We start from the raw sequence: 21835 nt of genomic DNA, 5'->3' as shown, positions 1-21835 counted from the left end.
TATCTGTCAATAATAAAATTAATTTTTTTTCGTTAATTCTGGCCAAGCAATTGCTAAGTAAATAATCATAGACCAAATAGTTAAAATTGCAGCCACATAAAGCAACACAAAACCGAAAATGCCGCCCCAAGAATCCAATGAATTAAACGCTAATAATAAAAATAAAGCGACCATCTGTAAAAAAGTTTTTATTTTACCTACGTAGCCTACAGTAACACTTGCTCTTCTACCTATCTCAGCCATCCACTCGCGCAATGCTGAAATCACAATTTCACGCCCAACAATAACAATTGCCGGAATCGTAATGTAATGGATACTGTTAGCGCCGACTAATAGCAACAAACTGGTAGAAACTAATAATTTATCTGCAACAGGATCCAGAAAAGCACCAAAAGGAGACATCATTTGCAGCTTCCTTGCTAAATAACCATCCAACCAATCAGTAAAACTTGCTAAAGCAAAAATACTTGCAGTCAAAGCGTAGGCAAATTTAAATGGCAAATAAAAAACAATCACTAACACTGGGATCAGAACAATGCGCAGCAAAGTTAATAAATTAGGCAAACTGGTTAATGTACTCAACGCTTGATACTCCCTTTTACATATGACTAAATAGAGCACACCCCATCCAATGAGCAGCCCCCAAATAATAACAGGTACTATGACTCAATTATCTCTCGCTAAATTTAAAAATTCAGCTACCTGTTTATAATCATCGAATACTACTAAAGCTCCTGCTGCCTTAAGTACGGCTTCTTGCTGATGGTAAATATCTACTCCTACAGCCGCTACTTTAAGATTTCGTGCCATTTCCATATCTGTAGGTGAATCACCTATCATCAACGTTGTATTCGGAGTAACACCTGTTTCCTCTATAATTTCTTCCAACATCTGCGGACAAGGCTTTGCGGGCACTTGCCCTGCAGAACGTGTTACTTGAAACATCTTATCAAGTCCTGTAGCTTGCAAGGCACGCACTAAAGATTGATGTCCTTTATTCGTTGCAATGGCTAATTTTATCTGAGCTTTGTGTAATTGAGAAATGAGTTCATGAACACCAGGCATCAAGCACACATCTAATGGACGAGAATACATAGCTTGTTGCACTGCATGCAATAATTGTTGGTGCTGTACTGCGGATAAGTGAGGGTATGCTTTCTTCAATGCTTGTACTAAACCCAAGTCTACGTATTTTCTCGCTTCAAAAGAATCAAAATCACCAAAACCCAGCAAATTTGCTTCTGTAGAAACTACATGCAAGACTACTCCTAAAGTATCTGCAATAGTACCTTCCCAGTCAAATACTACCAACTCATATGGATTGCTCATCGAACACTACGCTCCTCGCACGCAATTGTTTTAGTGTAGTAGAAAATTGTTCGTCTGCATCGGCTTGAAACAAATGCTTTTTACCGTTTAATTCAAATTGAATGGCTCGTGCATGTAAAAAAAGACGATGTTGCTGATTATCTATCCCTTCTACCTGTCCTGCAAGTGCTCCATATTTTTTATCTCCGACGATCACATGTCCTAAATGAGCACTATGTACGCGGATTTGATGGGTACGACCTGTTTTTGGGCTGGCCTCAATCCAACAGGACTGCTCATAGTTTTCAAGAAGCTTGAATACTGTTTCGGAAGCCTTACCTTCTTCTTTAATCTTAACGATGCGCTCACCTGATTTTAAAATATTTTTTTCAAGTGCAGCCTGAACAATTACTTGCTTTTTTCCTTCCCAACGATGCGTCAATAATGCCCAATAAGTTTTCTGTACCTCTCGCGCTTCAAGTAAAGCATGTATTGCCCTTAAAACACTTCTTTTTTTTGCGAGTAAAAGGCAGCCGGAAGTTTCTTTATCTAAACGATGTATTAATTCAAGGTATGCTAAATCAGATCGAGTTTTTCTCAAAGCCTCGATTACACCAAGACTTAAACCACTTCCTCCATGAACTGCAATACCTGCTGGTTTATTAATTACCAGAAGACTAGTATCTTCAAAAATAATAGACTTTTGCAAGCGCTTTGCTAACGTACTACCAACAAAAACCTCTTTTGATTCTGAAACACGAATCGGAGGAATTCGTACCCTATCCCCAGTATGTAACCTTGAATTAATTTGAGCTCTTTTTTTATTAACTCGCACTTCCCCTGCACGTATAATTCTATAAATATGGCTTTTAGGAACACCCTTTAAAACGCGAATTAAGTAATTATCCAGGCGTTGTCCTTCTTCTTCATTGCTAATTTCTTTATAACTTACTTCACTCATTGTCAATAAACCTGTTTGCTGTGTGCGATTTTTTTGATATGATCGCCAATAGCATGGAAAATTTTCATGCAACCGAATTATAACGCATAAATAGAAAAAAAGCGTGACTATTTACTTTTAAAGTATATATGGATAATTGAGTAAATTGGGCCATTAAGCCAACCTACATATACTTTAAATGTAGTTACAAGAAAAATAGCGCTTCCATTTAAGCTTAGAGATATAAGGAAGCGACCCAATGCCAGGGCTAAATTGATCATATTTTTGACAGAAACCTATGCATGCCAGACATGCTTTATACCGATTACGAATTATTTCAGGGCTATCACACGCCGTTGGCTTACTTTTTCAACCCACTTAGCTCGTGACCAGTATATTTCACAGTGTGCACCTTTTATTAGATCTTTTTCGCAACGCTTCGCAAAGAAGAAAGTGCAAGGAAATACGGAATACCCGATTAAAATGTCCACGACAAAACACGAGGACTCGGGCGCTGTGTTGAAAAAGCAATTCGCTTTGCCCCTAACGTTTCGAAAGTCTATTGTACAGGGAACATGCATGAGGTCTGTCCACAAGGCTATGGGCTCGCCTAAAGATCACATCACTTATTGTTCAATCCCAGATGACGCTGACCTATTACCGGCTTATGGTGAAATGACTAAATTTTCAAGCAATTGCAATAAAGCATACATCTCTATGCAGCAACGAAACATAGAAAATTTAGCGCCCAGACAAGAGAATCGGAATGTCAGCCATCGCATTGAACCTCTAAGGAGTGAGCCTTATAAGCAGACTTATTTACAATTCGCTAGGTTGGGACAAAATACCATGATTTTCGAGCAATGAAGTGCAGCATACACGAAATATGTATGCACCATAGCACAGAAAATCAAGGCATTTTGTTCAAAATAGTAGATTTATAAATAGTCCTTATCTCATCTTAAATGACAGCGCCCTAAATATGGGGTACATAGATGGAAAAAATGTTAATCAATGCAATGCAAACTGAGGAAGTTCGTGTTGCACTTATTAAAGATAAATATTTATTTGATCTGGATATTGAATGTCCGGGTGAAGTGAAAAAAAAGGGTAATATTTACAAAGCGACAGTTACTCGTAGAGAACCTAGTCTCGATGCTATTTTTGTAGAATATGGCGCTAAACGTCAAGGTTTTCTACCACTCAAAGAAATTGCACCTGAATATTTAAGTAAAAATCCGGAGGAGTTTGGCGATGAAAAACCACCAATCACTTCGTTAATCCGTGAAGGCCAAGAATTATTAGTTCAAGTGGATAAAGAAGAACGGGGCAGCAAAGGTGCGGCACTTACAACCTTTATTACTTTAGCAGGTTGCTATCTGGTTCTCATGCCTAACAACCCGCGTTCCGGCGGCATTTCACGACGAATAGAAGGTGAAGAGCGAGATGAACTTCGAGAAACACTTAATGCGCTGGTTCTCCCTGAAGATATGGGGCTTATTATTCGAACAGCCGGGGTGGGCAAAAGCCAGGAAGAATTGCAAGATGATCTGGATATGCTTTGTAATCAATGGCAATCAATTAAACAAGCTTATAATACAGAACTAGCTCCTTGCCTAATTCACCAAGAAGGTGATGTGATTATTCGTTCAATCCGTGACAATTTACGCAAATCAATTAGTGAAATCATCATTGATGATCAGATTTCCTATATTAAAGCAAAACAGTATATTGAGCGAGTCAAACCTGAGTTTTTACCCAACTTAAAACTCTATAATAGCAGCATTCCTTTATTTAATTTCTATCAAATCGAAAGCCAAATAGAAACCGCCTATCAACGACAGGTTATGCTGCCCTCTGGAGGTGCGTTGGTCATTGATAGAACTGAAGCATTGGTCTCAATTGATGTAAACTCTGCCAAAGCGACAGGTGGAGCCGATATTGAAGCAACAGCCTTAAATACCAATATAGAGGCAGCAGACGAAATTGCACGTCAATTACGTCTACGTGATTTGGGTGGTTTAGTAGTAATTGATTTTATTGATATGAGTTCCAGTAAAAATCAACGCGAGGTTGAAAACCGCTTAAAAGAAGCATTACAAGCTGACCGTGCACGTATTCAAGTTGGTCGTATCTCGCGTTTTGGTCTTTTAGAAATGTCCCGTCAACGACTGAGGTTATCTCTTGGTGAAAGTGCTCAGGAGGTTTGTCCTCGTTGTGAAGGACGTGGTACTGTTCGTAATATCCAATCACATGGCTTATCCATTACACGACTTATCGAAGAAGAAGCATTGAAAGAAAAAACTGCTGAGATACAGGTTCAGCTTCCGCCTGAAATGGCTACATTCATTATGAATGAAAAGCGCAATTACATTAGAGATATCGAAAAAAGACATGGAGTGTCTGTAATGATCATTGCCAATCCTTATATGCATCAACCTCAATATTCAATTACTCGTTTGAAAGAAGACAACGTAGGCAAATCTAAGAAACCCAGTTATAGCTTAATTCAACAACCTGAATTGCAAGTTTCGAGTAGTGAAACAGACCTTTCTTTACAGAATGAGCCAGCGGTCAAATCTTTTGCTGAACATCAACCAGTAAAAAGTGCCCAAACGAGTTTCATTAAGCGATTGTGGACTAGCTTATTTGGTGGACATACTGATTCAACTGTTTCAACAACTCAGAGTCAATTGCCCAAAATGCAAAACCGCGGCCATGCTCATGCTAAATCTTCTAAAAATTCTTCTGGAGACAAAAAATCGACAAACCGTAGACGTCGATCGCTTGGATCGCAACAACGGGCAAACACAAGTAGTGGCTCAACAAGTTCTGGCATGCATCGTAAAAAAACGAATCAGCCACAACAATCGAATAAAGCTCCTACTGCTCGGAATGAAAACAATAAAAAAAGAGAACCTGCGATAAAAGAATAGATGTAAGTTCTAGCCTCAGCAGAACTTTGTTCCGCTGAGGGTCCGTATCACTACGAAGCATACGTGATAATCTTTATTTTATATACTAACATGGAGAGTTTGAAATGATACCTGTCAAAGGCTACGCTGCTCACAGTGCAAAAGCCCCCCTTACTCCTTATTCTTTTAATCGTCGTGAAGTAGGTGAAAATGACGTTTTAATTGATATTCATTATTGTGGTATCTGTCACTCAGATATTCATCTTGTGAGAGGTGAATGGGATGGTAGTATATTTCCAATGGTTCCTGGTCATGAAATTATCGGCCTTGTCAGTCAAATAGGGTCTGCTGTTACTCAATTTAAAGTAGGTGATCGAGTAGGTGTTGGTTGCTTTGTAGACTCTTGCCGCCAGTGTGAAAATTGTCATGAAGAATTTGAACAGTTTTGTGATAAAGGCATGACTTTAACTTACAACTCTATAGAATCTAATGGAAATAATACTACCAAAGGTGGTTACTCTACTAAGATAGTTGTGGATGAGAATTATATTTTAAAAATTCCATCAAACTTACCCTTAGATGCGGCAGCACCCCTGCTCTGTGCAGGAATAACCCTATATTCACCACTAAAGCATTGGCAAATAGGCCCTGGAAAACGAGTAGCGATTTTAGGTTTAGGCGGCCTTGGACATATGGGAGTAAAACTCGCCCATGCAATGGGTGCTGAAGTGAGCGTACTTAGCCATTCACTTAACAAAGAAGCTGATGGCATACGCATGGGAGCAAATCATTTTTTTGCCACTTCCGATCCAAAAACTTTTGAACAATTAACTAATTATTTTGATCTTATCATTTGCACTGTCTCCGCCAAAATAGATTGGAATGAGTATCTCAAACTACTAAAACGCGATGGAACTATGGTTGTTGTGGGTATTCCAGAAGAACCAGCCCTGATTAATTCATTTTCTTTGATAGAGCGCCGCAGAAATTTAGCAGGCTCATTGATTGGCGGCATCAAAGAAACTCAGGAAATGCTCGATTTCTGCGGCAAACACCACATAGTCTCTGATATTGAATTAATTCCTATTGATAAAGTCAATGAAGCTTATGAACGCGTTTTGAAAAGTGATGTTCGCTACCGTTTTGTTATTGATATTGCCTCACTTTCATAAAATTAGGAGGAGTTTCGAATAAAGAATCTATTTAGAGCAGTTCCTATTTAGAGCCGTTCAGCCTGAGGAGGAAAATGCCCCGTCTCGAAGACCTGGCATAAGGCTTCGAGACAGCGCTTTGCGCTTCCTCAGCCCGAACGATCCAAGGAGAGATCATTTTTTAGAACCGTTCAGCCTGAGGAGAGACCAAATGCCCCGTCTCGAAGACCTGGCATAAGGCTTAACGACAGCGCTTTGCGCTTCCTCAGCCCGAACGATCCAAGGAGAGATCATTTTTTAGAACCGTTTAGCCTGAGGAGGGACCAAATGCCCCGTCTCGAAGGCCTGGCATAAGGCTTCGAGACAGCGCTTTGCGCTTCCTCAGCCCGAACGATCCAAGGAGAGATCATTTTTTAGAACCGTTCAGCCTGAGGAGGGGCAAAATGCCCCATCTCGAAGGCCTGGCATAAGGCTTAACGACAGCGCTTTGCGCTTCATCACCCAGAACGACCAAGGGAAGAATAAATAAAAATCATTTTTTAGTTTAAATTTCGTGGGGCATCTATCAGCTCGTGAAAGCGAGGACCATTTTGATGTAGTCCTCATACTCAAATAGAAATCCTGAACCATTTATGTTTCAAACCTAAGGGATTGCAGTCAATGATGCAGTTCCAAATAAACTCAAAATTAAGAACGTTAAAAAAATAATGATAAATAAAAAGAAGAGTACTTTCGCAATGCTAGTAGCTGTGGATGCAATACCTCGAAAACCAAACAGGCCTGCTACTAGAGCAATCACTAAAAATATAAGGGCCCACTTTAGCATAATGCTCTCCTTATCGAGAAAAATAAATATTTTTTAAAATCCTTCTTATTGAGAATTTTTATCTCAAACTCTGCGTCCTCATGCTGTGAGAAAAGAGCCTCATTTAGGCATGACTGGCACCTTACTTTTGAGTATAGCCGAAAAAAGAAATAACCTAAAAAACGGAGGTGTAACAAATGTGTTGATTTACATTTATTACGTCCTCTTCCGGCTTGACCGGAAGATCCACGTTCTTTGCTCAATCAATGAATCCTTCGGTCAAGACTAAGGATAATAAAACTCTAGCGTAATAAGACATCAACAATTTTGATACATAACCTAAAAAACATTGTTGAATCATGAGGAATAACTCTAGAGGATAGTAAACTTACAAACCTGTAGTAATAGAATTAACACCAATATTAAGATTTATACCACAATCATCGAGAATTTTAAGCAAATTATTCCCTCTTTTAGTTAAGCGTTTAATACAATATTCTTCAAGATAACTTTTCAAAATGTACTCATATTCAGGTAAGGTCAAAACTTTAAGGATTTTTTCAGCCATTTCCAAATAATGAAAACGCGGAATGCACGCATAGCTTGCCCTTTCCTTATCTCATACTACCTTATCATAAAAAGATAGAGAATTACTTGGACAATCTCGTTATATCTTAAACTGACTTGACTCTTTTTTAAGCTCTTTTTCTTTAAGATCACTTAATTTATCTTTAAAATTTTCTTTTACTTTTTTTGGATTCTCTAGATCAGATCGTGTATTCATTTTTTCCACAATAACTTCATCATGCTGTTTGGAAACTTTTTCCGGTTTGGGTATTTTTTTAGGAACCATTTCACTAACTAGGGGTTCTTGAAAAACTCTTTCCTGTTGCAGAATTTTATTCGGAGCAAGTTCATCTACTAAGATAGATTCTTTTTCTGGAAGCACTTTCACTTTCTCTTGACTATGTAGATCAAGATCTACCTTACACCCTCGCTCTTGGATTGTTGCAGCAGTCTGTTTGATTATTTCAACTGCATGATCATTAGTTTCTTTGATATGGCTCTCAGTTTTATCAAGGCCATGCCTATGCATCACCTGTTGCTCTAAGTCTTGCTCTACTGCATAAAACTCCGGTGGTATAAACTCAAGTGTTGCTGAAGCCGAAATATCATCTTGAATTAATGTTCCAAGATCAAAATGCATATCAAGAAAATCTACGGGATCAACATTAACCTGGTGGTCAGTGAAAACAGATACTAACTTATCAACTCCATTAAGCTTATTTAAAGCAGATTTTTCAGTTTTAAGTTCGGAGAGTTTTTCATCATTGGCTTTGATTTTTTCTTTAAGTGTACCATAGCCTTTTTCTAACTCTCTCAACTGTAATTTTCTTTCAGCTTTCGCTTCATCTATTTGCTTTTGAATTTCTAAAGTTTCTTTATCTAACTCCACCAAAGCCTCAAAGTTTGCATCAAATGTCAAACAGGTTATACTATCTTTTTCTCCTAGCTTAGAACTTCGATTTTCTACAGGCTGATAATGATCAAGAATTTCCTCAATTTTCTTACGTCCGGCTAAGTAACCCATAGCATTTTTAGCGAGAGAATCAACTTCCTGTTTTACTGTTCTCATGTTTTGGTTCGTAAATAATAATTGCAAAACTGCTTTGTTTATTTCCTCAGGAGAAATGGGATTCTTTTTGTAATTTAAAAGCTCAGGGGGCATTTTATAATCATTTAGAGCAACTCTAGTTTTTAGGGTATTATAGACATATGTAAAAAATTCAACTTGCTCTTCTGATGCGTTGGAAAGCTCTTCAAGAAAATCTTTTTTTATGACATTCATTATATGCTTTTCAATCGCCTTAGCATTCTCTTCTACAGTATCATAACCTAAAGAATAACTTAATCGACGCAGTATTCTTTCAGCAAGTTGTTCGGAATCTTCTTCAATATCATTTTCACTTGCAAACTTCTTAGTTCTCGCAAGTATTTTTTCATAAAACTCAGACAGAGAAAGATCTTTTCCTCTTGCTTCCATTATTTCATCTTTAAGACCCTCAACAAATATAAGAACTTTTTTAAACCGTTCTTCTGGTGCTTTTGCATCGTAATCTAACCAGTCCTCATAAATTTCACCTAATTGAAAAAATAGGGCATCTCTTAGTGCAAGTCCTCTAATTTTAACCTCCCCTTCTTGTTTTGTAGCTGCGAACATGCATTCAAGTAGAGTATTTACACTTCTTCCCTGGTATCCGGTGAAGAATTCATATTTTTGCGCTACCGCATCACAAATATCCATAAGAGCTTCATTTAATGCATATTTTAACTCAGAAGTAGAAAATGGGGAGTCTGCATTTTGCATATAAAGTGTTTTACAACAGTGTCCAACAACAGCTTCGAGACTTCTAAATGGTTTACCAAAAACAAAAAGACCTTTGCCAGCCTTGGAATATAGTCTTACATTTTCACCTAAGTACGTCTCATAAGTCTCTCTGCTATTAAAAAATCCCTTCATGTGCTCTTCAAAGTCTTTATCTATTTTTGTCCTTGCTTTATTAATTGCATTATTCTTTTTAGCTACCAAATCTTTTATTTTTTGATCAGAATCTTGGATAATTTTTTTCTTGCTTTCTTTATATACTTTTAATTCCCCTCTAAGCTTTATTCTCTCATCTTTAGCAACCTCATAATCTTTGTTAATCTCCTCAGTAACTTTTTTAAGAACAGGTTTTTCTTGTTTTTCCACTGCAGTTAAAATACGTTTATTCAATTTTGAAGAAATAAATACATTCTTTTCGCCGACAGAAATAGTCACTCCTTTTTTCTCATATTTGTCATTGAATACAACCTTGGTTTGTTCTACTTTGAGAGCAATATTTTGTTGGTCTTTTCCGTAAAAACCCCACTTCGGCAAAGTAAAGACAGGTTTTTCGGATACATTTTTTGCCTCATTAAATTTTATATTCAATGAAGGCTTAAGTTGTTCAGTGGTATACATTCCTTTTAGAGATTTAGCTACTGTTTCAAAATCAGTTCCTTTAACTTCATACCGAGAAGCAGCAAACAAAAGTTTTTTCAATAGAGGTTCTTTTAACGACTCAATAGCAGGTCCAATAACTGGAGTAAATGAGTCTGATTGTTTTAATCTAATATTATACAAACTCCATGGACTAGTAGGCGATGATTTAAATAAATTAGCCTCATCTTGATTAATTAATATAACTTTTGGATTACCCTCCTCTCGCGCCAAAAAGTAGTGGACAGGAGGTAACTGTTGATCTCGTTCAAGAGCAATTCGTTCGTCCAACTTATAGGATGGACTGCAGCGAACGGGATCATCTTCATGAAACAACTGACCTAAATGTGGCGTTTGATTTGCTAGAGCTAATTCATCAATTTCTTTACTTTGAGATAAATAACCAATAGAAACAGGAGCAAATAACATGTCACTCTTTTTCAGTTGGGCTTCAACAAAAATTTCTTCGTTAGCCACAGCAGAAAATGAATGTGTCTGAGTTTGGCTTTGGCTTTGACTTTGGCTTTCTGACTGACTTTCAGATTGGCTTTCTGTTTGCGCTTCAGCCAATGCACTTGTTGATGAAGGAATAACGAACTCAGGACTTAATTGGGACTCACGTTTTTGGACTACTCGATCTTTCATCTCCAAATAAGGCTTTTTATCCTTTTCAAGATCGAGAGGTTCAACTTCCATTTTTTCTCGAGCACGTCGGACCACATCGAAAACCGTGGTTAATGAGGTATTAAACGATTCTTGTAAATCCTTAATAAAATCTTCTTTTTTTACACTACCATAGACTTTACCATATTTTGCTTTTAAATCAGTCGTGCCTCCAGAAATGAAAGGTGAAACTTCATTTAAAGCAGTGATGCATTCACGAAAAGCCTGCATTTGTTTCTCAGTCATACCTGACTTTTGCATCAGCTTAGTCATTTCGGCTTGTTGTTGCAAAATGGCATTTTTAATGATGGAATCTAATTCCAACATAAATATTGAAATGTTATTTAAGTTATTTTCAAGCTCTTTTTTTCTTAACCAAAAAGCTAGGTCATTACCAGTTAATGTAGGCGTTAAAGTGTGACCTTTTTTTAATGTATTGAAAATTTCATCTTTAGATGAAAAAAATAGACTTTGATCTTGTTTCCATTCGAAGTCAATTTCTAAATTACCAATATCTGTAAGTTGCCATTTATTTTCTTTATATCCCCAAATTTGATATTTGCCTTGATCATCTTTTATAAGATAAGGTTGTTCTTTTAGTGTGCGTGTATCCAATTTATCGAATGAAGTGATTGCCATCAACGAGAGGTGATACCCCTTTAAATCATCCAGGATTTTATCTCTAACTAAATCGGGTACCGCGATAGAAAAAGACTGCTTTAAATTTCTATCAATGATTTTTCTCATCCGCATAATAGCTTGTTTGTAGTCATTATTGGTTACAGTAAAATTAAGCGTCAAAACTGCATGCGCCTTATCCATCTGTTTGATATCAGTACCACGGGAATGGCTTTGATCATAATAAGTAAAGTAACTCCCTTCTCTATCCGATTCAGATACCATCTCTGGAGTTAAATCAACTATTTTTTCTTTATTATGCTCATCGAGAACCAACAATTTTTTCATATTGGTTACATCATCATAGAAAATAATTCCTTTAAGTGCTTTCAGCTCCCCCGCTTTACTCTCCTTTAATTGGCGCGCAATTTCTTTTGCAACCGCACGATTAGATAGCTTACATAAACCGCCCACATCAATAAGGGCTCTCGTTTTGTCAGTAAACGAATTGCTCAATTGTTTAACTAAAAATGCAGTATAATCTTCTCCTGTTTCAATATAACTTGTGGTATTCAAAGTCGTAGTGTTCTGACACTCTTTTCTTCCCATAATCCCCAAAGTCATATTTCCATCTGCGGCAGGATCAAGCATGTTTTCTTTAAAGTGAGACGAAGTATCCCCGGCAGTTCCAGAAAATCCAATTACGATATCGTTGGTTGTACCTTGCTCATAACGATTGCTGTTTGCCTTTCCAGCGTCAAACTTAATTTGCTCTTGAATAATGGTACGTGCCAACATCTTTCTCAGCGCAAGTCCTTTATCAAGGGAAGCAAAATATTTATGTCGTTCCTCATTACGAGTTATTGGATCTTCAATCTCTGCTAATTCTTTAATTTCAGTAAAGAGTTTCTTAAATTCAGGATCCAGTTCACCTTTAGGTGTTAAAAATAGTGCTTCTCCCAGCCCTTTTCTAAATGACGCAATTAAAAACTCTAAATGCGGAACTTCACTGATTTCTGTTCGAGTATCAAGATAATACAATAAGGTAGTAATAGCGCTAACTTCAGGATTATCAAATCGTGATCCCTGGGGTTTGGGCGTATTTGCTGCTGAATAAGGAATTGCGATGAGTAATGGTGAATTAGATTCCTCTTTTCCAGTTTTCATCGCTTCATAATCATAAAGTTTAGAGCCATCCTTGGAATTTTCGAACCATACCCCAAAATCAGTACCTGCTTCTTTTTCAGTAAAGATACTCAGCATAATTGGATCAGTTAGAATGGCGCGCATTAAATAAATAGAAACACCGTTTTCCTGGTTTACTGAGGGCGGTTGTTTTTCTTTTAATGAGGTAATGTATTTTAAAATACTTTGATCGCTATCTTGTATACCAAACTTTTTCAGCAGTATCTGAGCCAAATGATTAGGTGATTTATTTTCTTCACCACCTATAGCTTGAGTAATTACTTCCAAAGGATAAATTTCTGCCGTATCTAAAGATTTTTTATCGCCAGTAGTGTAATTGACTTCAGTAGTTGTTGGATCTTGAGTGGCATCTAACTCATCAAATACTGAAACAGTGGTGAAGGAGCGGATTTCGTTCAGCAAAGAAATACATTCCATGAGCTCTTTTTGTTGTAAGGGCTCATCGCTCATTTTCGTCAGCATATCTAAGAATATCTTTGCTTGACATTCCATCGAATTACGCACGCTTGGTGCCTGCACCAATACCTCTTTATTTTCTTGCACCTTTTTATAGAGAACAAGTCTCTTTTTTAAGTCCTCTTTCGCATCTTTTAATGATTTTAAGCGAGGACTTTCTTCTCCCATACCAGACTCAGGATCTTGCTCTATACGATAACGTTGAAAATCATCTTTTACAGCACGTCGTCCCAATATATTGTTAAGTGTCATCGACATATCTGAAGTATTTGTTTCTAAAGCTGATTTAGGAACAATGAAACGTACCAGTTTATCGCCCGTCTTATACAAAGCAACCAGTGGTAATAAAGTGGTCTTCCCAAATCCCATTCTCGCTTGAGCTGAATCGATTTTATCCGGATTTGTCTTATCATCCAGCAATAGTCCGCGAAAAACATTAACTTGACATGGAGTACAACGGTGTCCAAATTCGGATTCAAATAGGAGAAAGGCACGCTGCATTTTTCGCTCTTCCTCAAATTGCTGTGGGGAGGAGCTGTCCAATGCACGTTCAGACTCGAGAAGCTTTTCTAATGGATAGTTTCTACGTGTATGTAACAGAGAAATTGCTTTAGCATCTTGTCCATTTTTGAATGTACATTGGATATCATTTAAGTGATCCAACTCCGTTTTAAAATATAAAAATCTAGTCATTCCATTATTTAAGACAATTTCAACCTGGGCACGCTCCTCCTCTGGGAAATTGGCAAGAATACTTCCGTAATCATTTAATAGATAAGCGGCGTTTAGATCAGTAAATGTAATTTCTGTAGAGGCTTTAGCTAGAATCGATTGAATTTTGTCTAATGCCTCCAGATATTCTATATTGCATTTTTCTTGTTCCTTAGTGACTCGTTCAATTAATTCATTGCGATTTTCTTTGATGGAGTACTTTCCGCCATTGACTGCTGTTTGATATAAGAAGATTTCAAGTCTATCCGATATCGCCCGAATCCGGCTTGGTTCAAAACCTAATGTTGTCAGATAGCTTGCTATTTTCTGATTCGAATAGAATTCACTGGGATGACCTGTTAATTGATATTTGTTGTCCATACCGTCAACTTTACGTATCCATCCACTCTGTTCCATTAGCTTAAATAGAGTCTTAACTTGGTCTTTAGTTACTCCCCCAATTCCTTTATGTTTGGAAGTAACACTAAGTAGTTTTTCAAGTATATTGGTATTAAACATCCCATAGCTTTCGTAATAATACCCTTCTTCTTGGGCTTGAATAGAATCTTCAAAACCTTCTATATTATGTAAACGTTGCTCCAATTCAAGTTGGGTTTTATCAATGAGTGGTTTTTCATACAAAGTAAATTGAACTAATGTACGAGCCCCTATGTTTTCAATAGGCATATTGCTAGTCTTGGCATTAATACTTATGGGCTTTTTCTCACCAGTTGGCACACTAGTAATCGGTTGAAAGAAGGCTGCATTTAACTCTTTATCTTCGGCAAATTCTGATTGTATGGCACGCCACAACTCCGTAGATTGAGGTAATGGAAGCGTTCCATGTAACTCTTTGGTGTGTTTTACCTCTTCAGCAAACTCTGTTAATAATTTGCTGTATGCGTCCCTATCCCACTCTTTTAATTTACCGGTTACTGATGCTCCTCGTTCTAATAAATGATGCTGCAACTCCGTGCCTATCAGCATAATCAAAGCAAAGCGCTCTTCTTTGATTAATGAAGATTGCTCTTTATAGTGCGCTTTAAGATTTCTTAGTTCTTCTAGTTCATTAGGTTTCAACGGAGTTTTAGGAACATTTTCACCCAATAAACGGGTTAACACTTCGGCCTTCCCTAATATTGAACCAACATGAAGGATACTTGCGAAGTCTTTAGGGTATAGTTTTCCTTCTTTGACATTAAAGGTTCGTAAGTGCGTACTCTCAGCATTGGCTTTTTGGAGTGTTTTCTTACTTTGTAAATAATTTTCCTTTGCTTTTTCATAATGAATTGCTAGTTGCTCTCTATCTTTTTTTCCTCCGTTCCTAAAATCACTATATGCTTGATCCATCTTTTGTCTTAATATTAGATGCTCTTTTTCAAGCGTTTGCATTTGTTTTGAATCAGGAACAAAAATAAAATGTTCTGGAGTCGCTATTGCATTAATTTGTGAGTGATAATCTTTAATTTGTTTCTCATATTTTTCTCGAGTTTGCTTGCTTACTAAATCAGTTTGGGTAATTTTAATAAGCTTTTCTTGCAATTCTATAATTTTTTCTTCCAATTTTAGTTTTTCTTTAGATTCAGCTTCAGTGAGTTCTTTTGTTGTAAATCCACTTCCTTGTTCCGTAACTTTAAGATGTTTTCTGGAAGTAGGAGCACTAATACTCTCTGAAATAAAATAATCATTTTTACCATGAGCAGTAACATATTTCGCAATTGAGGGTATATAAATTGTATTCTCATCTACACTAATCATTTCCTCTTGAGGAAACACTCGAGATAATTCTCGAATCATGGAGAGATTACCTTTACTATCAAGATTTACAGAAACTTTATTTCCCTGATGATCTAATAGGATCCCACTCCATAGACCTTCTTTAGGAGATAGTTTTAGAATAGGTTTAAAATCAGAAGTGTAACCATGTATCGCTCCTTTAGAATCGATAAAAAAATGTTCAGCATGCAATCTACGTTTTAAGGCCATAGGCACAGAACTCATTTTTTCAGAAGAAATGTATTGAAGCATTTCTACTTTATCATCAAAGGTTCTCAATTCTCTTTGAATCGTAACAGTTCCATCTTTCGCTGGGATTACAAATGCTTTAACCTCTTTACCTTCTGAATAGACATATCCTCCCCCCTGTGGTCTGAAAGGAAGTTGATGAAGACCTAATTCATGCATGGCTATATGCGATTGAATTTGTGCAGGCATTACTCCTAATTTGTTATTACCTACATAAACAACACCATGGAGGACATCAAGGCTCCTATTTCCTCCTAAAGAAATAAAACCAGGAATATCAAATCGTGAAGCGGTTGTAGCCAGTATGGGAGGGCCATCAAATTTTTTCGCTTCGACATACTGTGTTAAAATGCTAAAGAATGGGGATTTAGTATCCAGCTTACTGGTAAAATCCATAAGATTTTTTTGCAATTTATTAGTGTTTGCTTGTACTAGAGCCATCTCTCTTGTGAACTCAAAATTCTCATTAAGGTTCGCAAGAGTCTCTTCTCCGGCTTGATCTAACAGTAATTGATACGCCAAATTAGAGCAGATCCATTTAGAATAAAGAGTGTCCAATCTGAATTGATCCACTGGAAGACTATTTGATGCATGTTCTATTTGCAATGAAAGCAGATTAATTTCTTTTGCAAAACCAAATAATCTATCGGCCCCTTCGGTATTCGAGACATTAGTTAAAGTGTCAATATATGATTCAGCTTTGGTAGGGGCATGTTCATCAGTTTTTGCAATAGAGTATTCCTTGAATGATTTTGCATCAAGATTAGAACACTTTAATAAAAGCTCATCTAGAAACACTTGATGGGGTGTTTTTAATGCGCATGCTTCACCTTTATCGTCAAATTCTAATTTTTGAATAAAACTCAAAAGATCCTTTTTTTCTTCTGGAGTTGCATGTTGGAATGCATCTAAAAATGCTCTGGAAAAAAACTCTCGACCTTGTGTACTATTAATTCCATCAGTTGAAAGAAGAAATTTTTGATCAGCATAATAATGAATGAATTGGCGTGCTAATAAAGCTTCTCCATTTCGCATGCCAAATCGATCAGCTAATTTACGCAAATTTACATCAATACCTTCAGTTATCTTTTCTTTACCATACGAGGTAATGGCAGTTTGCAAACCCTTTTGTCCTTCATATAATCCCTCAAGGCCAACAGGAGATTGATGGACTGCGACATCTACTTCTTTTAATAAATCAATGTTTTTAGGCTCAATACCCCCGGGCTCTAACATCGAAATTTTTTTTGACATTGCTTCATCGGGAGGCACAATTAATCGCTCCCATTGTTTTATTGTCGAATAGAATTTTGAGTTGACTTTAGTCTTTTGCAGCTCATCAACTGAAATTTTTGCCAAATTCAATTTGATTAAAGTAGCTAAAATTTGAATGCGTTCGCTGTTTTCCAATTTCATAAATAAATTGTTAAGCGAATCTTCTTCGTCTTTGTAGCCATCAATAATGCTATGGGTTATTTCCTCAATTAAATCTTGTGGTGGAGGATAAGGTAAAGCAAAAATTGCAGTAGCTGATGCATGACAAAATTCGGTAATGCGCTCTGCTTTATTCTCTAAACCACTATGCATCTTCATTTGATGCAAATAACTTTTTACCTCTTTAAAATAGTGTTCACATTGTTTTTGTGATTCTCCTGAGGGATAAGGAATTGGGTTTTCCCGTAAAAACTTTAATGTCCCGCCATCAAATGCTTCCTTTTCTAATTGTGATAAAAAGGTGACCTCTGGTGGTATAAAACCTTTAACATCTATGGAAATTTCATGTTGGGCTTTTAAATCGTCACTCACAAGCTGAACTAATTCTGGTTTAGGTGTTTTTTCTTGAGAACTTTGGATAGTTTTATCCTTAATTTGTCTAAATCGTTCCAATATAAGCCTTCCTGCTCTTTGTCTCTTTTCATGAAACAGATTCAACTCTTCAGAGGTAACAGGCTTCCATCCCATAGCTTTTATCTCTTCCATGCTAAGATCGATCGGATATCCTGCTTTTTGGAGCGCTGCATATTTCATATTGGCTTTTTGTTCTAGAAAATGGTGAAACGCCTGATTTATACCGACACGAATATCCCCTTGATACTTCTTCTCCAGGAGATGTAATCGATCCGGATTTTCATGTTTTAGCCAAATAGCAAACATCTCTTGAACCCATTCATTTTTTATTTCTTGCGGAATAGGCTTCTTGCTCACCTCTTCAGCCAATTTATCAATTTTAATGTATTCATCATTGCCACTTTCAAGAGAACTGAGGGAGCTTCTTTCAAGAGGACTACCTAATAGCACATTACGTTCGACAATTTCATTCGCTTTAACTTTAAGCTTTTGGCTTAATCTTTGAATTTCATAAAAAACGGAGCCAGGCAAAAACGTATTTTTTCCTTGTTTGTAAAATTCGGTGCGCTCTGATTCTGATTGACGATACATATCGCGATTACGATCTTTTTCAGTCCCCATTTTTCCGGCAGACAGTTCATCTAGGACTCTATATTCATGATTTATTTGCAGGTAATTGCTGACGATTTTTTGGCGGTAATGATTAATCGCATCAATGCGATCATAGGATTCCATTTGAACACTATCAACTTCTAATACAGAGGTGACGGATTCTAATTTTTTTTCAAGAGCTTTCAGCTCAAATTGTTCTGATGTAAAGGCATTGTTTACTGCATTAATTGTCTGTAAATCTTTATGATTTTCTTTTAAGCGTGTAATGAGATCCTGGGCTTTTTTGATTTTATTTATAGGCGAACCGATAAAATCGGCATCTAAAAGTGCCGTCTTTGCAGTAACAGCAGAATGATGCAAACGATTCAATTCTTCTTTTTCCTTTTGCAAAAGTGACAGTCTTAATTCTAAATTTTTTAATTTTAGAGTACTTTTATCATTACTATTTATCTTTTCGGTATTGATTTCTTGTTTAAGAATCTCAATGTTTCTTTTAGACTGGACAAGCATAAGATTTAATTTTTCTAGATTTCCAGAAACATTTTCTACCGTTCTTATTAACAATTGTCTTGCTTTATTAACATGCTCTTCAAGTTTATTGTCAAATACTTTACGTTGTGTAGGATAGATTTCCTTGGAATATTTGTTCTCTATATTATGGGAACTGTTTCGTAAATAATCTAAAAGCCCCATTACTTTGGGATTGGTCAATGATTCTTTATTCTGCAATGCCAGTTTGAAAAAGGTTTCATGATCAATTTCTTTCCGTACGCCTTTAATGCTTATTTCAATTTTAATTTCTTCTTTTCTTGAGGCGCCCGTAGTAAAAGTTACAATATTGGCGTTTTCTAAATCAGCTAAGGTTACCTGACGAGCTTGTCGATAACTTGCATGAGATAAACGCTCGTTTGAAGAAATAATATGTCGCTCATTGATCCCTAACTTTTTGATCTGATGATTTAGAAGTTGAAAAGTTGCTTTCCAAGTTTGTGCTGATGAATACTCACTTAATCTTCCCAAGGCTTCGGGAACAATTTTCCTATCATCTCCTGTTTTTAAAGGCATTTCTCCAGAAGTCCAGTCGAATGAGTCGTTTTTAACCTTGGGTGAAAAAACTTCATCAATTTCGTCTTGGTGATTATTTTTCTTTAAATAAAGATAATAATTTTTTGCATGACTGCCAATTTTGGCATCAATACGTTTGATTGCTAATTTATTATTTTTATTATCTACTTGAGCTAATTTCTCTCTGGCATCAAGTAAGGCCTGAAAATATCGTTCATAATATTTTTTAGTAGGTGGTTCCTTTACCTCACATAGGCGAGTTGAGATTTCATGTAATTCAGATGGAGATAGGTATTCAGGTTTAATATCTTCTAGCATTGGAATATATTCCATGCTAACAAATTTTCCTTCTTTTATATCAGTGAGTAACCCTTTTTTTTGGTCGAGCAACATAGCAAGCCTAACTTTTTTATAAGTAGGTTTACCAAGTTCGTATAACTCACAAGCCAGTGCTTTTTTAGCAAAACAATTTTGCGTGTTTTGTGGACGTTGTAATAACGCTTCAAATTGAGGTGGTGAACCTGGAGAGGCAAGAGAACCAAAGTGTTTCATATAATTAGAATAGATATAAGACTGCTGTCTTAAGGCCCTCAAACGTCCAAAAAATCCCATATGGCTTCGCTCTTCCATTGTGCTGTGCTTGATTTTTTGTTCTATATGAGTTTGAGCCCAACCAGCCATAGAATTTGTACGAATCAAATAACTTAAATAATCTTGCCCCTCTTTAGAAATTAAACGATCTTGGGGAACAGAAAAGGTATAGGCATTTTTGCGCTTGGCTCCATCATCGAGACGAGATAATTTTAATAATCCGAAAAGACTGCTACCAAGAGAAGTATTTTCTAAAGCGCCAGAAGAGTCATACGTAGATAGTTTGAATTCATTTCCTATTCTTTTAATGACCAGTTGCATTGCATGGCCTTCTAATCCTGTTTCTAAATATAATGCTTCTCCATCTTTCAAGTTGGCACAAGATTCTTGTAGTTTCTTAGACGCTAATTTAAGCTGATCTTCAAATTGTTTTTGTTTTTGAGCAAAGTTTTCACCTTTTTTATAACCATGCTTTTCTTTATCTTCCTCATATCCTCCCCAAGAAAAAGATACTGTAGAAAGTACATTACTTAAGTCTCTTGAACGATCCATATTTGCTTTATACATCGCAATTTGTGCTTTTTCTTGCTCTGATAAAGTCAATCCATCCTCACTAAACAGTTCAGGAGATTGGTCTAATTTTTTAAAGACCTCTGATTCAAATGCAGTAACCAGCTCAGGAAATCCACCTATAGCAAAAGCATGCTCTCCTTTTAATAGAGCACCATCTTGTATGCCTGGTAGTATGCTTTTAAAAGTCTCATCTAATGTTTCAATTGTAGCGTCGGTATCTTCTGCATCAGTTAACGATGTAAGCACCGTAAGCAAATCGCTATGATTTTCGTTTTGTGTTCCGGAGACCATCTGGGATGAGATCACCATTCCAAAACGAGCCATCATAGCGCTCATTATATTTTTTTGAGAACGTTCCTTTGATTCGCCTACTTTAACTACGCCTGTTACTTCAGCTATATGTTTTGCTCCAGCTTTACGTAGAATATCTACTTTTTCTTGCTCTTCTTGTGAGAGTTCTGCTTTAAATGAAGACTCTTCGTTATCTTTATATTTTGCTGATTTCTTTGACTTTGAAGAGAATGAAAAAATGTTTTTGATGGTTGCCCAAAGCCTAGAGTACCATGGTTTTTTAAGCTCCTTAGACTCTTCAACAGGTTGAATCGTAGATCTATTTTTAATTTCTACATTGACCTGTTTGATGTCCTTAATAATATTGTTCCAAACACCTGCTTGCCATTGAACGTTTTGTTTTTTGCGCCAATCTTCTTGATATTCAATTTTCCATTTGGGCTTACCTTCATTTCGGCGATTTATTTCCAGTTCTATTGCAGCATAGAATTGTTTTTCTTGTTCACTCTTATTCCTCAGTTTTTGTTTGATAACAAATAACTCATCTTCACTTGCGCTTGCTAGAAATAATTTTTTAGCCTCATCATCTGCAAGCTCTCTAAGGATGGAGGTAGTGAAGTTATCATAGAGAAAGTACAAACGATCACTCAGACTTTGTGCTTGGGGCGTAGGCACACTCCCTAAACTTTTTTTAACACTTTCAATCTGTTGTTTACGCTCGATGAATAAATGGCTTATCTCATTTCTGTGCTTTAAGTCATTTATTTTTGTTAAAACTTGTGAATTTATTATTTTGATATCATCAATAGTAAGATCTTTTATATATAAACTCACTTGATCTAACTCAAGATTAGATAATATATCAGCCATTTCTGCAGCATATTTAGGCATACTCACTCCTCAAAACGCATACCTCCTTGTACTCTTCCTGAGATTTTTATAATGAACAAAAAATTAAAATCTACGTGTATTAGTTGTGCTATATATTGCATTCACTCTAAAACTTTAACCTTGTACATATTGTTAATTATAGAA

The 21835-nt window shown here is 36.5% G+C and carries 8 protein-coding genes; 2 read left to right on the top strand and 6 right to left on the bottom strand.

The annotated features are described in order from the left end of the window. Window positions 1–18: 18 nt before the first annotated feature. The 3 genes from pgsA to DYH34_RS02990 all read right to left on the bottom strand — a co-directional run bounded on the left by pgsA (window position 19) and on the right by DYH34_RS02990 (window position 2269). Window positions 19–582: a CDP-diacylglycerol--glycerol-3-phosphate 3-phosphatidyltransferase gene (gene pgsA, locus DYH34_RS03000; protein WP_058465088.1), complete on the bottom strand. Its 564-nt coding sequence runs from the start codon at window positions 580–582 to the stop codon at window positions 19–21. An 84-nt stretch (window positions 583–666) separates the two neighbouring features. Beyond that, on the bottom strand, window positions 667–1329 hold the full coding sequence (locus DYH34_RS02995) for an HAD family hydrolase (RefSeq protein ID WP_058465069.1): 663 nt from the start codon (window positions 1327–1329) through the stop codon (window positions 667–669). Further along, a complete protein-coding gene (locus tag DYH34_RS02990) occupies window positions 1313–2269 on the bottom strand; it encodes an RluA family pseudouridine synthase (RefSeq protein ID WP_058465068.1) in 957 nt (318 codons plus the stop codon). The genes DYH34_RS02995 and DYH34_RS02990 overlap by 17 nt, the downstream gene beginning before the upstream one ends. A 974-nt stretch (window positions 2270–3243) precedes the next feature. Between DYH34_RS02990 and DYH34_RS02980 the strand changes: the two genes are divergently transcribed. Continuing rightward, window positions 3244–5184, top strand: a complete 1941-nt coding sequence (locus DYH34_RS02980) for an Rne/Rng family ribonuclease (protein ID WP_058465067.1) — start codon at window positions 3244–3246, stop codon at window positions 5182–5184. 104 nt (window positions 5185–5288) lie between these two features. Then, the gene (locus tag DYH34_RS02975; RefSeq protein ID WP_058465066.1) at window positions 5289–6335 is read left to right on the top strand and encodes an NAD(P)-dependent alcohol dehydrogenase; all 1047 of its coding nucleotides are present in this window, start codon (window positions 5289–5291) and stop codon (window positions 6333–6335) included. A 622-nt stretch (window positions 6336–6957) separates the two neighbouring features. Here the strand turns inward: DYH34_RS02975 and DYH34_RS02970 are convergent. From DYH34_RS02970 to DYH34_RS02960, 3 genes are all read right to left on the bottom strand, one after another. Continuing rightward, window positions 6958–7140, bottom strand: coding sequence for a DUF1328 domain-containing protein (locus tag DYH34_RS02970; protein WP_058465065.1), 183 nt, complete (start codon window positions 7138–7140; stop codon window positions 6958–6960). Between the two features lie 367 nt (window positions 7141–7507). Further along, window positions 7508–7687: a hypothetical protein gene (locus DYH34_RS02965; protein WP_058465064.1), complete on the bottom strand. Its 180-nt coding sequence runs from the start codon at window positions 7685–7687 to the stop codon at window positions 7508–7510. A 99-nt stretch (window positions 7688–7786) separates the two neighbouring features. Beyond that, the gene (locus DYH34_RS02960; protein WP_058465063.1) at window positions 7787–21691 is read right to left on the bottom strand and encodes a DUF3638 domain-containing protein; all 13905 of its coding nucleotides are present in this window, start codon (window positions 21689–21691) and stop codon (window positions 7787–7789) included. Window positions 21692–21835: the final 144 nt, after the last annotated feature.

It is taken from the genome of Legionella cincinnatiensis, from assembly GCF_900452415.1.
GTDB classification, from domain to species: domain Bacteria; phylum Pseudomonadota; class Gammaproteobacteria; order Legionellales; family Legionellaceae; genus Legionella; species Legionella cincinnatiensis.
This window is presented reverse-complemented; position numbering and strand designations above follow the sequence as displayed.